General features: G+C 44.4%; 15 protein-coding genes. 2 read left to right on the top strand and 13 right to left on the bottom strand.

The genetic code is table 11. The features are described from left to right. Nucleotides 1-4 precede the first annotated feature (4 nt). Nucleotides 5-463 (bottom strand): cytochrome c oxidase subunit II, encoded by a 459-nt coding sequence (locus tag BLU98_RS07305; RefSeq protein WP_051347954.1) that lies wholly within the window; start codon nt 461-463, stop codon nt 5-7. 11 nt (nt 464-474) lie between these two features. Further along, complete coding sequence (locus BLU98_RS17550) at nt 475-597, bottom strand: cytochrome c oxidase subunit 2A (protein WP_139173863.1); 123 nt, start codon at nt 595-597, stop codon at nt 475-477. Nucleotides 598-796: 199 nt separating this feature from the next. Here BLU98_RS17550 and hemN point away from each other — a divergent pair, with 199 nt between their 5' ends. Beyond that, entirely contained in the window at nt 797-2,176 is a 1,380-nt protein-coding gene (gene hemN / locus BLU98_RS07300) for an oxygen-independent coproporphyrinogen III oxidase (RefSeq protein WP_257574790.1), read from the top strand. A gap of 14 nt (nt 2,177-2,190) precedes the next feature. Here the strand turns inward: hemN and BLU98_RS07295 are convergent, their stop codons facing one another. From BLU98_RS07295 to ric, 5 genes are read right to left on the bottom strand one after another with little or no spacing between them, the layout of a single operon-like run. Beyond that, on the bottom strand, nt 2,191-2,619 hold the full coding sequence (locus BLU98_RS07295) for an RrF2 family transcriptional regulator (protein WP_092723381.1): 429 nt from the start codon (nt 2,617-2,619) through the stop codon (nt 2,191-2,193). 4 nt (nt 2,620-2,623) lie between these two features. Then, entirely contained in the window at nt 2,624-2,947 is a 324-nt protein-coding gene (locus BLU98_RS07290; RefSeq protein WP_092723380.1) for a metal-sulfur cluster assembly factor, read from the bottom strand. Continuing rightward, nucleotides 2,944-4,209, bottom strand: a complete 1,266-nt coding sequence (locus BLU98_RS07285) for a hypothetical protein (protein WP_092723379.1) — start codon at nt 4,207-4,209, stop codon at nt 2,944-2,946. The genes BLU98_RS07290 and BLU98_RS07285 overlap by 4 nt, the downstream gene beginning before the upstream one ends. Nucleotides 4,210-4,213: 4 nt before the next feature. After that, complete coding sequence (locus tag BLU98_RS07280; protein ID WP_092723378.1) at nt 4,214-5,008, bottom strand: DUF2249 domain-containing protein; 795 nt, start codon at nt 5,006-5,008, stop codon at nt 4,214-4,216. Next, nucleotides 4,986-5,966, bottom strand: a complete 981-nt coding sequence (gene ric / locus BLU98_RS07275; RefSeq protein ID WP_092723377.1) for an iron-sulfur cluster repair di-iron protein — start codon at nt 5,964-5,966, stop codon at nt 4,986-4,988. The genes BLU98_RS07280 and ric overlap by 23 nt, the downstream gene beginning before the upstream one ends. 170 nt (nt 5,967-6,136) lie before the next feature. Here ric and BLU98_RS07270 point away from each other — a divergent pair, with 170 nt between their 5' ends. Next, nucleotides 6,137-7,351, top strand: a complete 1,215-nt coding sequence (locus BLU98_RS07270; RefSeq protein WP_139173862.1) for a hypothetical protein — start codon at nt 6,137-6,139, stop codon at nt 7,349-7,351. Here BLU98_RS07270 and BLU98_RS07265 read toward each other — a convergent pair. From BLU98_RS07265 to BLU98_RS07240, 6 genes are read right to left on the bottom strand one after another with little or no spacing between them, the layout of a single operon-like run. Continuing rightward, complete coding sequence (locus BLU98_RS07265) at nt 7,332-8,099, bottom strand: ABC transporter permease subunit (protein ID WP_026768754.1); 768 nt, start codon at nt 8,097-8,099, stop codon at nt 7,332-7,334. The genes BLU98_RS07270 and BLU98_RS07265 overlap by 20 nt on opposite strands. 8 nt (nt 8,100-8,107) lie before the next feature. Next, a complete protein-coding gene (locus BLU98_RS07260; protein WP_092723375.1) occupies nt 8,108-8,875 on the bottom strand; it encodes an ABC transporter ATP-binding protein in 768 nt (255 codons plus the stop codon). Beyond that, the gene (locus BLU98_RS07255; protein ID WP_092723374.1) at nt 8,872-10,104 is read right to left on the bottom strand and encodes a nitrous oxide reductase family maturation protein NosD; all 1,233 of its coding nucleotides are present in this window, start codon (nt 10,102-10,104) and stop codon (nt 8,872-8,874) included. The genes BLU98_RS07260 and BLU98_RS07255 overlap by 4 nt, the downstream gene beginning before the upstream one ends. Nucleotides 10,105-10,108: 4 nt before the next feature. Then, a complete protein-coding gene (locus BLU98_RS07250; RefSeq protein ID WP_092723373.1) occupies nt 10,109-11,137 on the bottom strand; it encodes a nitrous oxide reductase accessory protein NosL in 1,029 nt (342 codons plus the stop codon). 53 nt (nt 11,138-11,190) lie between these two features. Then, nucleotides 11,191-13,200: a Sec-dependent nitrous-oxide reductase gene (gene nosZ / locus BLU98_RS07245; protein WP_092723372.1), complete on the bottom strand. Its 2,010-nt coding sequence runs from the start codon at nt 13,198-13,200 to the stop codon at nt 11,191-11,193. Nucleotides 13,201-13,224: 24 nt separating this feature from the next. Continuing rightward, the gene (locus tag BLU98_RS07240) at nt 13,225-13,695 is read right to left on the bottom strand and encodes a c-type cytochrome (RefSeq protein ID WP_092723371.1); all 471 of its coding nucleotides are present in this window, start codon (nt 13,693-13,695) and stop codon (nt 13,225-13,227) included. Between the last annotated feature and the right edge of the window lie 34 nt (nt 13,696-13,729).

Here is a 13,729-nt window from a genome sequence, read left to right as displayed (position 1 = left end):
GGTTTTACTTAGCATCGGGATAATTCACGTATACCTGTGCGTGCATGTTCTGGTGTCCTACGCCACAATATTCATGGCATACGATATCATACACGCCGGGTTTATCAAATTTGACAGTTGTTTTGTTGATGGATCCGTATACTGCCATCATGTTCACATTCTTCTGTGCAATATTGAATCCATGCACTACGTCTTTGGACGTTACATAAAAATCCACTTCACTGCCCACAGGAATGTATATCTCAGCCGGCTGGAACTGCCACATGGAAGCCACACTGAAAACCTGGTAGGTCTTATCGTCCAGCTTATTCACTTTGGGTTCTGCATATGCTTTATCATAAGGCAGGCATTCGGGTACATTACTCTTATATTTTTTCATAGCATAGAGCAATGAAAAAACAAAGAGGCCCATGACTGCCATGGAAGAGAAGATGATACGCTTTTCTATTTTGTCTATGGCCATGGCTATTGATTTTAGGTTCTGTTAATCATTAAAAAATAAATACTGTACCAGAAGAGCAGGGCCAGCACTACGAGCGCAATGAAAAATGCGATGGCGCCGGAAGGGAAGAAGGGTTTTTCGTTCGATGCATCCATAAATTGAAGTATTGCTGAAAATGATTGCACAAAACTATTCAGACCCCGCTGCGTTAAGCATGACCTGGGGGATTTAGAACACCTGATTTTAATCAGTTGGCATCTTGAGGTGGGTCAGTTTTATCCCGGGCTGATGAATATCTGTTGCATTACTAACATCCGTCACCTGCTGCACAAAAAGTCAATGTTAGTTTTGGGCATGATGAATGAAATAACCATACCTCCTTTGTTGATCAAGAAATACAACCAGCCTGTTCCGCGTTACACCAGTTATCCAACCGTTCCTTTCTGGCAGGATATTATTTCCCGGCCTCAATGGACCGACCGGTTCCAGCAAGAGTTCTCACTCGAAAATGTGCGCAACGGAATCAGCATATACATACACCTTCCTTTCTGCGAATCACTGTGTACTTATTGTGGTTGCAATAAAAAAATAACTTCCAATCATGCGGTGGAAGAGCCCTATTTGCAGACCATAGAAAAAGAATGGAAACTGTACAGGGGGCTGATGCAGCAAACACCGGTGATCAGGGAACTACACCTGGGCGGCGGCACGCCTACTTTCTTTTCTCCGCTGAACCTGCGCCGGCTAATTAACACTATACTAAAGAACAGCATCGTACACCCCATGCACGAATTCAGCATTGAAGGTCACCCGAATAATACCACAGCGGAGCATTTGAAAGTACTCGCGTCTCTGGGATTCAAACGCATCAGCTATGGCGTGCAGGACATGGATCCGGAAGTGCAACGCGTTATCAACCGGATACAACCGTTTGCAAACGTGCAACATGCAACAGAGGAGGCGAGAAAAGCAGGCTTTAGTTCTGTGAATTTTGATCTCATTTATGGCTTGCCGCTGCAAACAGCAGCAGGACTGCGAAACACTTTCAACCAGGTACTGGCCCTGAAACCCGACAGGGTCGCTTTCTATAGTTATGCGCATGTTCCCTGGACCAGTAAAATGCAGCGGCTATTCAACGAATCACAACTGCCGGCTCCGGAAGAGAAAATGCAACTGTACCTGGAAGGCAGGTCTTTATTGATAAATAATGGCTATCATGATATTGGCATGGACCATTTTGCATTGCCCAACGACTCCCTGTTCCTGGCCAAAGAAAAAGGCAAGCTGCACCGTAATTTTATGGGATACACTACGCAAAATAATGAGTTCCTGGTGGGACTCGGTGTATCCGCTATCAGCGATATCGGTAATGCCTTCGCCCAGAACGAAAAGAGCCTGCACGATTATTATCATGCTATCAGCAATGGCATGCTGGCAGTAAAAAAGGGGTATTTCCTCAATAAAGAAGACCTTCATTTCAGGCGTTATATCAAAGAGATTGCCTGTAACGGCTCTACATCATTCAATAAAGAAGATAGGGAGCCATTGGAGACTTATTCTTTTCCGATACTGGCTCAATTGCAAAAAGATGGACTGGTCGATTATGATCTGAAGGGTGCTTCGCTTACAGCTATCGGTCATTATTTTATCCGCAATGTCTGCAGCGCTTTCGACATGTACCTGCAAAGGAGCTCGGTGGCAGATAGCAGAACATTATTCAGCAAAGCAATATAAAAGCCATTTGTTGTTCAGATCAAATATGCCAGGCCGTTGTTTACCGGGTTGCACAGGTCAGCGATCTTCTTGCTGGCAAATATTTTATACGTCAGTTCACGCACCGCTTTATACTCATAGTGTATGGGACAGGGGCGCGATGCTGAACATTTTTTCAAACCCAGTCCGCATTGTGTAAACAACTCCTTCCCTTCAATGGCATCGACTATATGAATAATGGGGCGTTTCAACTGCTCTCTGGAAATATGAAATCCACCCGAAGGCCCTTTCACACTGTTGATGATCCCCGCTCTTGCCAGCGTTTGCAATACCTTGCCCACTGTATGTTCGCTGGCATCTATATAGCCGGCAATTTCCCGGATACCGGCGTTATCGTTACCATCCTGTTGAGAAGCCAGGTAAATAACGGCTTTAATGGCTGTCTGACTCATCTGGTTGAGCATAGTATCAACGATTTAAAAAAAGTTTGCCTGCCTCCGATATCCTGTCGTGCTTCCATGGCGGATCGAAACTCAGGTTGACTGCAATCTGTTCGCCGGCAAAAGTAGTGGACAACAGCTTTTCAACAGCATGGGTAATAGATGCCCCCATGGGACAAAAAGGAGTGGTCAGGGTCATGGTAACTTCTATTTTCTGGCAGGTGTCATCAAAATCCAACCGGTAAACCAGGCCCAGGTCAACAATATTCAATCCGATTTCCGGGTCTATCACTTGTTGCAGCGCCGCCAGTGCAATAGTACACTTAATATTATTGTTGGTCATTACATTCATGTGTGAACCGGTTGATGCATGAATAGTTTAGCCACATTCAGGTTAAAAAGCAAAGAAGCAATTAATAGCAGTACCGAACCCGTTTGCAGAAATGAGATCTGTTCTGTAAAAATGCCTGTCAGAAAAACGCTGAACCCGGTCATGTAAACCAATGCCATCGCCGCAAACCATTTATGACTGTATAGGTTGCCCGGGCCCTGCTTCTTATCTGAAACCACAGCATCATAGCGCCTTTTGTTCCAGATGATAAAAGGCAGCGTTTTAAATGTCATACCCAATATCAGGGTAGTGATCCAGCCAAAAAAGATCACAAAGCCATACGCTTTGAAAAGCGCCAGTTTACCTGATGATACTCCCGGTGCAGCCAATAGGGACAATAGAAGCAATACAGGCAAAAAAGTCATCACAATAGACAGAAGGGATAATTTCACCGGTGTATCGGTTGTTTTGCGAATACGTTCCTGGTATGCTCGCCGGCAGTAGTAACCAAATTGCAGTATCGCCGTTAACAAGCCGGTAATGGGTACAAAATACCAGTCCGGCGGCGCCTGTCCCAGGAACAAAATAACAAAAGCAATAAGGCTTGCATTGATGAACCAGTAAATGATTTTCAATAAGTGAGCACTTTCATATTTCGACAACAGGAACATAGGTATCAGCCTGGTTCCCACGCCTACTATCATCAACAAGAACCAACCGGCAATACCCATGTGTGCATGAAGAGAAAGATAATACAGGGAATCTTTTGAAAGTACATTGTTACTGAAATTGAATACCAGCAGTAAACCCACCAATGTGGTCAGTAACAACCAGCAGGCAGCAGCAACCATGAAAAGTCCATGCATGTTTTGATGCCGGCTCCTGGTATAACTACCCACCTGGTTAATCACATAACAAGCAACAGATACATTGATCAATATGGCACCTGCCTGTGCAGGTATACCCATATCGAAAACGTAAAAAGCATATACCAGGAGCGGAATGCCGGCAGCTGCTGCAAAAAACGAAACATACGCCAACGTTTCGCTGAACAGATCACTTTCGGTAATAACGGGCATCAATTGATAACTGGCGCCCAGGATCATCATCGTACCCCAACCCAGGGCCATACTGTGTGTAACAGCCAGTATATGGGGATGAAAATAATGCCCAGTAAATGCCTGAACCGACAAGCAAAGCAATGACATCGCCACGCATAACGATACGGCTGCATACCCATAGAAAGGCAATACTATTGTTTGGGGTGTTGTTTTCGCGATCATTAGATCAGCTTTTATAGATCAATAGTTGCACGCCTTCATTTCCCAACTCCCTGATGCGATAACCAAAGCGTCGCTGTTCCAGTTCGGGTAACAGGAACACTGGTACTCTTTTGTGATGAACCAATAATGCCTCGCCAAGTTCCAATTGATCCAATGTTTCCAGGATCTTCATCATAGGTAAAGGCATCGCAAGCATCCGCACATCCAATTCACGTAACCGGTGTTCAAAATCCGTCATTAACCGGTACCAGTCATCATGCATATGAGGTTTATCTTCCGGTATGGTGGTAGTTCCTTCCTTATAAAAAAAGGTTTCTACCACTCCGTTGTGCAATGCTGTTGCATAGGAAGCAAATCCCTGTTTTTTTAACAACAGCATTAAAGGAGTAGGTTCAAAGCTATTGATGATCTTCAATGCCTGTTGATCCTGTAATTGTTTCACTTGTTCAAGAATATCGGGAAGTGGATCTTTTCCTGCAGCAATGATGGGTCGCACATCCAGTTCAATGAAGTTGTCCGGGTATATCCGTGCTTCCGAATGAGGTAATGTTTTTACCGGATCCGCTGCCATATTCGTATTCACCTTAAAACCAAGCGGTTCCAGCTTATTACGAAAATCATCAATGGTACAACCGGCAACTTTACAAGCCATGGCAACACTGGTTCTTGCCGCCATCAGCTTACGGATCAGGGGATTGCGTAATTTCTCAAAATGTGTACTAATGCCGATTATAGCATCCAATGCTCCCGGATGCTCCTTGAGTATATTGCTGATCTTAGTATTTGCATGAACTTCCATTATCCGTTATTTGTTTTTCCCTTTCCACTGCTTTAGGGAATAAGATATTATTCTCCAGGTGGATATGCGTATACAGGTCTGTTTCAAATGCCGCTAACATTTTATACAGCAGGCTATAGCTGGCACAAGCATCTTCCGGAATGGAAAAATTTCCACTGAGCGTCCTTATCTTATGCATGGCGGCCCCTACCAGCTCGTGTTCCATTTCCATCATATTGATAGGATTTTTTACTGTTCCGAAATGCGCTGCCTGGTGTAATTGAGACTGGTTACGAGCCGCCGCCAGGTCTTTTATGTAAGGGAATAATACTTTTTCCTCCTTCGTCATATGTGCCATCATCTCTTCGTAAATTACTTCCACCTGCCGCTGTATCTCTGCTAATTCAGGGTGCTCTTTTCCATGTACCCTTAACACTTTCAATGCATATCCCCTGATCTCAGGAAGATTTTTCCGTGTATAAGCATGGTGAACATTAACAATGTAATCGGCCAAAAAGCCGGGCGCCCATTCGTTATAAGGAAGTGAAGCAGACACGGGCGCCTCGTTAGCTTGTTGCAGCTCCTGTTCAATCTTCACTATATCCAATCCTTTTTCCAAACAAGCTTCTTTCACCGTTTTCTTTCCCCCGCAACAGAAATCAAGTCCATTTTTTTTAAACACTGCTGCTTTGCGCAGGTCTTTTGCCGCTATTTCGCCAATCGTTTCGCCGTTTTCCTCGCTGGAACGCTTGGTAATATTCACTTTCCACCACCTGGGGCCTTGTTCAGTGTATTCCCATTTAAAAATATTTCCTCTCTCCCCCAATAGCTGGTAATACAGGGGCTTGGGGTCATGATCGTTATGAATAGTCAGTGTTTCTCCGTCGTTGAGTTGATCAAAACGGTCGAAAATGGTTGGGTGCTTCTGGCGTGGCTCCAGCATTGTCACATCCAGGATATTCTGATTGATTACTTCCATCGTGTTTATTTTTTGATGATAGCACAAAATTAGACTTTTGTCAAAATAAAAGTATTTACTTACTTTTATTTTACATAAAACGAAACAGAATCATGGAGGCACCTGATTAAGATCAGGAGGCATGATATTTGTATCATAATAAAAAAATCATCACTTTTATTTCTTTGCATGTGCAAATCGGAACATCTATACAACACCCTTCTTTACCCGTGTTGGAAAAGCGTTTATACCGGATCTCCTTATTCAATCTCTTTCTTGTTTCGTTTATTGGTTTGTACCTGCGTTCTGCCCCGGTAACAAGTATCTGGGCCGGATCGTATAAAAATATATTACACGCCCATTCTCATTTCGCATTTGGCGGGTGGATCATGCCGGCGCTGGTAGCCTTGATCATCCGGTTCTTTCCTGAACTGGCCAACACTATTTCATACAAGCATTGGAGGAATCTCTCGGCTCTGCTACTGATAGCCGCATATGGCATGCTGTGCAGTTTCCCCTTCCAGGGATATGGTCCGGTCAGTATTTGCTTTTCTACATTGTCTATCATTGCCTCTTTCTATTTCGCCTGGCTGGTGTGGCACGCTAGGGTTTCAAGTAAAGACAGCATTGCGCATCAATTTCTCCGTGCAGGCCTGTTTTACCTGGTGCTTTCATCAGCCGGCCCGTTCGCCACGGCACCTCTTATTGCCATGGGCAAAGCTGGTAGCGCATTATATTTCAATGTCATTTATTTTTATCTGCACTTTCAGTACAATGGCTGGTTCACTTTTGCCTTACTGGCTGTATTATATAAAATAACCGGTCATGCGCCAGGACGTTATAGTAAAAACGCCTTCGCATTATTTAACATCTCCTGTATTCCCGCTTATTTTCTTTCGGTATTGTGGAGCCATCCCGCACCTGCATTTTTCATAATAGCCGCAGTAGCCGCTATTTTACAGTTAATTGCGCTGTTTTACCTGCTGGCCGATATCGTTGACAATAACAATAACCGCCGGCTGAATGGTTTAGTAAGGCTATCGCTGGGCATATTTGCCATGAAGATCATCCTGCAATTACTCGGCGCTTTCCCAGCCATTGCAGACATGAGTTATCTTCACCGGAATTTTATCATAGCGTATCTCCACCTGGTATTATTGGGTTTTGTTACTTTCTTCATCATGGGCGCAATGCATTTGCATGAATCACCGACAGAAAGGTCTTCCAAAAAATGGAGCATTTTATTCATTGCGACCTGGATATTAACAGAAGGATTGTTGTTATTGCAGGCTACGGGAGAAGTGGCAGATTTTCAGATCCCCAATTTTACAACATGGTTGTTCCTTGCAAGCTGTTTTTTCCCGGTAGCCATTCTGGGTATCTGGATTAAAGATCTTTCTTCCTGAATATTTTCAGTGTAAGGAGCAAGGGCAGCGCTATCCACAGCAGCATAATACCCGTGGTAAAAGCAATACCCCAACCGCTGCCGAAAAAGGATTTATATAAAGCGCCTGTATATCCCATCAGGGCGCTTACATCCATCTTCAGCATAATGAAAATGCGCCCAAGATCTATCGGGTTGAGTGCAGATAATAACAAAGTGAATTTTTCCATCGGGTAATCGCTGAAAGCGAATAATATCAGTAAAACAAGTCCGTCGTATATCAATGCAAAATAAAACCATAATAATAAAGCGGCGCCAATACCTTTTGCCTTATCCCTTGCTTTTACAGAAGCAAGGAATGCGATAGAAGTAAAAGCCAATGTGAGTGCCGATCCGGTAAGCAAAAACGAAATACCGGTTGCATCAAAAGCATAAATCAATACCGGTATCCCTACTCCCACCAAATAAGCAGCGGTCAGAGATACCGATACACCTACGTATTCGCTTAAAAGTATCCGGGTGCGGCTTAATGGTTGCGACAGCATCAGTTCTATAAATTCATAAGAGTTGTAATAATGTATAGTGGTGAAGATCATACTAATCAAGGGGATGACGATCAGCACAATGGTAAGCAGGCTCATCAGGGCTTTACTTTGATTCTCCTCCAGTTGAAACAAGCTAAGCGAAACCAACAGCAAGAATAGAGTATATACAATGATTACCCTGTTACGAAGAATATCATACAGCACATAACGTGATAGTTTTCGCATAAAGCTTATTAATTTGATTGATTATTTGTTTCCAGCATCAACACCTCGTCAATCCACAATGCGCTCTTTTTCTCTCCGTTCATGATACGGGCGATGGCTTTTCCTAATTTCTCTTCGCCAGTTTCTTTTCGCAGCTGTTCTATGCCTTTCAAAAAAATCATCTTCCCTTCCTGCAAATACATAACATGAGTGGTAAGATCATCGAGGTCACTGAGAATATGTGAAGTGATAAGGATGAGTTTGTTTTTTTGTTTCTCCTCCATGATCTTAGCTTTCAATATTTCCGATGAAAGCGGGTCGAGACCGGCCGTTGGTTCATCCAGGATGAGGATATCGGGATTGAAATAAAAAGCCAGGGCTGCACTCACTTTCTGCCTGGTGCCGCCACTCAGCGTGCGCATGGGCTTGTCAAAAATAGAAGCCAGGTTGAATTTCACGAGCAGGTCGGTATCCAGCGCTGCCTCCGTTTTCATCCGGATGTCTTTCATCATAGTAAACAATTGCCCTACCCTCATATTATCAGGATAACGGCCTATCTGTGGCATATAACCGATGTGTTCCCGGTAAGCTGGGTCGTTCCCAATCTGTTGCCGGTTGATGAATATTTTTCCGGCATCTGGTCTTACCAGGCCCAACAAGGTTTTGATAAGTGTTGTTTTCCCCGACCCGTTAGGTCCGATCAGGGATACCACCTGCCCCTCTGTAAAGAGCGCATTGATATCATCCAACACTTGCAGTCGCTTGAATTTCTTTTTCAGGTTTTCTATTCTGATCATATTTTCAATGGCTTTATCATCGGCTGACGGTCTACCAGGTTCTCCGGTGTGAGGCTGGGTATGGCCTTTTCCGCCTTATCGAGAAGGGTTACCATGAAGCTTCTCATAAGGATCATGGTTCCGGGCGTTTGCTCCACAATCATGGAATACATACTTACCGGGTGATAGGGCACGTCGCCAACCCCGTTTTTATCGATATCATAGCCTTCATATTTATCCCAATAATTGTTGTGCAATTTGTTCAGCACCATGGTGCCATTAGTAGCCAAATCGAAACTGTTGCCAAAAAAATTGTTGTGATGAAAAACGTTATCGTCGCAACTCGCCTGTACTTTAACCGCCCAGCCGTTATTTCTGAAAATATTGCGCTCTATCTCTATCCTGCTCGCGCCCTCCATATAAATACCCGTTGTGTTCTTAAGGAATAAGTTGCTAACAATATGGCTATCTGTGATCTCTTTCAGCAAAAGTCCATATGACGAAGCGCCCCAGTTTGCTTCAAAGTGGTTACGCTCCATGGTCACATGTTTGGAATACATCACAGCAACCCCGGCTCCGTTGTTACGAAAAATATTTTCGATATAATGATCACCATGGGAAAACATGAAATGCAAGCCATACCGGATATTTTTTTCACTCAGGTTCTTCCGGATAACCGATTCCGTTACAAATTCAAAATAGATGCCATCGCGGTAGCCGGTTACCTGGTTGCCTTCTATCAATGCATGGTTACTCTTCCATAAATGAATGCCATTGCCGGTCAGTTGCTCCGTCTTGGGTATCCCTATGATCCTGTTGTTGCGGATAGTGCAGTAGGCTGCATTAGAAATATGAAAAGCGAAATAAGCATCATATACCAGGTTATCTTCCAGTAATACATAACTGGCATCAATCAGTTTTACCGCAGCATAATCGTTCAATGCCGAATAACCCGCATGATGGAATTGCAGTTTTTTAATAGTAACATGGCTCCCGCTGATAACGAGTAATTCCTGTTTATGATCGCCATCCAGTATGGTATTGCCTTCACCCAAAACAGTGACCGGCCGGGTAATCACTATCCTGCCTTCTTTGTATACGCCATTGCGGAGCCTTATGGTATCGCCGTCCCTGGCCAGTTGCACAGCAGCTGTCAATGTTTTCACAGGTTGCCCAACGCCCGCCACAATGGTGCGGGCCAGCGTTACATGTGAACAGATCAACCACGATATGACGAATAAAAATCGCATTGCTTCATTTCAATTTAGCCTGTACAGCTTCCCAGTCCAGTACAACATAAGATGTATCAACTATTTTTGCCTGGGCCGCAGCTTTTGTTTTAAAGCCGGCTGTATTGCCACCCATCGGACTTTTCAATGTGTTACCGTTTAAAAAACTGGCATCCTGGGCCTTGAGAAAAGTATTCGGCTGATCAAAATCAACGACCCAGGATTGCACCAGTCCATTATCTTTCCGGTCATTCATGCGCATATAGGAAAGCATACATTTCAGGTCATCGAATTTGTATGTCTTTCCTTTCCCAGTGATGATCTCGCCTCCATACCGGGTATCGCTGATGCCCATTTTACAGAACGTACAAAAATCTTTTCCTGGCTGAAAGGGTTCAGGTGATGCAGGAGAACATGCGTTCAGCAAAAACAGCATTATGCAAACTACAGCCACAGCAGGCGCCGCCCGCCTGCTTACTTTTCTATGGCGATACCATTCCATGAACCATACCACGAAAGAGAGACAGCCGGCAGCGATCACTACCCATCCACCCACACCGGGCAGGGAATAGGCATCGAAATTCAACAACCGCTTATGTCCTAACAATGGAGGCTGATAGGAAAGTCCCGGCACTTGTATAGGCGCTTTGGGATCCAGGTTATGCCCGTAATCATAGCCCCACTGGTAAAAATCATACATAGCCAGTAACCCACCCAGGAGGGTGAGTAATAAATACAGGAATAAGACCTTTCGCTTGCCGGTAATAGCTACTGCTACGCCCAGTAACATGAAAAACAACACCACATAAGGCAGGAAACGGAATTCCGGAAACATAGCAACTGTAATATGTTTCATGCCTATATAATGATTGAGGCCGTTGATCACATCCACATCACCCGATATTCCGTTGATCCATATATTCATGGTCAGTCCCTCCGGGTACTGTGGCGCAAAAAGATCAATACGCCATGCAGGAAGAAAGAAAACAACAATCAATGCTCCTGATGCAAATGCCACCAGTATCCGCGATACAATACTCAATTGATTGTTCATATTGATAGGTTAATATGCGGTCTCTTATTATAAAGAGACCGCACAAGATTTGCTTATTTGGTTTTTCCATCGGTTGCTTTATAATCAGCCGCCGCTTTAATTGTACCGGTTCCGTATATGATGGGAACATTCGATCCGGGAGCGCTTACCCTAATGTATCCTTGCATTTCCTGGTGAAGCGCAGAACAGAAGTCTGTGCAATAGAAGGGAAACACACCCGCTTTTTCAGGTACCCATTTCAATGTTTGTGTTTCGCCTGGCATGATCAGCAGCTCTGCATTGTTGGCACCCTTGATGGCAAAGCCATGCGGAATATCCCAGTCCTGCTCCAGGTTGGTAACATGGAAATAGACGGTTTCTCCCAGTTTCACCCCTTCTATATTATCAGGCGTAAAGTGCGAACGGATAGCAGTCATGTACACATGCACTTCATTGCCTTTGCGTTCTACCCTCGTATAATTATCGCCTTTGGCTGCAGCCGGGTGAGCATTTTCTTCTATCTTATAGATCTTCTGGCTGTTCTTCATTACCAGCTCCGCAGGGATGGCCTCTCCATAGTGCGGCTCTCCTATGGTAGGGAAATCAAGCAGCAATTTCATCTTATCACCGCTGATATCATATAGCTGTGCACTTTGCGACAATTCCGGTCCGGTAGGCAGGTAACGGTCTTTCGTGATCTTGTTATAAGCGATCACATACTTACCCCAGGGTTTCCGGGTAGGTCCGCCTGGAACACTCAGGTGTCCGATAGAATAATAGGTAGGTACACGATCGAGTACTTTCAGGTCTTTGATATTCCATTTCACAATTTCTGATGAAACAAAGAAAGAAGTATACGCATTGCCCTGATCGTCGAACTCTGTATGCAGCGGGCCTAATCCTGGTTTCTGCACTTCTCCGTGCAAGACCGCATCGTACTTCAACACAGGGATATCGTCATATGTGCCATCGAAATTTTTATCGGCAATCGCTTTCTGTATTTTGGTGAAGGAAAACACCGGAATGGTAGCCGCCAGCTTGCCACTGCCTACTATGTATTCACCGGTAGGATCGGTATCGCACCCGTGGGGTGATTTGGGACAGGGCATGAAATAAACCATATCGGGACAATCTTTTGGATCCAGTACCAATACTTCATTCATAGTAGTTGAAGTAGCTGAGTGTTTTTTCTCGTCGTATTGATTATGGGTATATTTCACTGTTTTTTTAACGCCTTTACCGGCTTTCAGGTATTCTTCTGCTTTTTTCCAGTTCACTGCCATAATAAAATCCTTATCCTTCTGGGATGCATTCACTTCGAGCAAAGTGTTGGCTTTTTCTGAGTTATAGCAACTGAAGAATACCCAGCCATGTGACTTCCCTTTGCCGGCACGCGCCAGGTCGAAGTTGACACCAGGGGTCAGGATCTGGAAAGCCAGGTTCATTTCACCTGAATTTTTATCTATGTTGATGAAGCTAACTGTTCCTTTGAAATTTTGTTTATAAGAACTAATCGGTACATCGGTATGATCTCCGAGAGGTATACTGAAACGGGTGCCTGCCACTACATACTCTGAATTTTCCGTAATGAATGGTGACGAGTGGTTGCCGGCACTATTGGGTATCTCAATGATTTCAACAGTGCGGAAAGTTTTCAGGTCAACCCTTGCAATACGTGGCGTATTGTTGGCATTGGCAAATACCCATCTTCCATCGTGCAGGCCATCTGTTTCTGATAATGCAATATGGTGCAAGTCGTCCCAGGGAATAAAACCGTTGGATGTGTTCAGCATGGCTTTGCTTTCTTCACTGTAGCCATATCCTTTTTCCGGATCTACAGAGAAAACCGGGATCACACGGAGCAGCCGGCCGGATGGCAAACCATAGACCGACATCTGTCCGCTGAATCCTCCCGAAACAAAATCGTAAAACTCATCGTATTTACCGGGTGCAACATAGGTTTTCAAAGCAGCATCACCGCTGATAGCAGCCTGTGGGCCTTTGGGTTTGCATCCCAACATTTGCAAGGATGCACCTGCCAGCACCAGTGTTGCGAGCAGGGTTTTGTGAGAAAAGAATTTCATCTGTCTGTTATTTGCGTTATAGGATTATTTTTCTCCGTCGTTGTTCCGCATGAATTCCAGCACTTTGCGGGCGTCTTCTTTGACCAGGTTCTGGTTGGGCATGCGCACCATACACTGTTCCAGCAGTTTCTGTGCATCGGGATCCTTCTCCAGCATCATGTCTACGTTGGTAATCATATTCATGATCCAAACAGGCTTTCTGCGTTTGGTAACATCTTTCCATCCTGGTCCCACCAGTTTTTCACCGGTAAGGCGGTGGCAGGACTGGCACTTCATTTCATAAATGCCTTTACCGCCACTTACCCATTCTGCATTCAATGGGTTTGAAACAATTACATCGGATTCTTTTAATTCGGCGCCATGTGTTTCAGGTTGGTTTTTTGTCATTTCCTGAACATCTACCGGTTTTTCGTCTTTTTTAACCCCTTCTGAACAAGCCACTGCCAGTAGGGTTCCGGAGAGTAAACAGATCGTTAATGGTCTAATGATTTGCATGGTATTATTTTTTAGTGAATGCACGTTTATTAAG

The sequence above is a fragment of the Hydrobacter penzbergensis genome, assembly GCF_900106985.1.
Classification (GTDB): Bacteria; Bacteroidota; Bacteroidia; order Chitinophagales; family Chitinophagaceae; genus Sediminibacterium; species Sediminibacterium magnilacihabitans.
The sequence above is the reverse complement of the archived record's forward strand: the minus strand, read 5'-3'. Positions and strand labels throughout refer to the sequence as shown.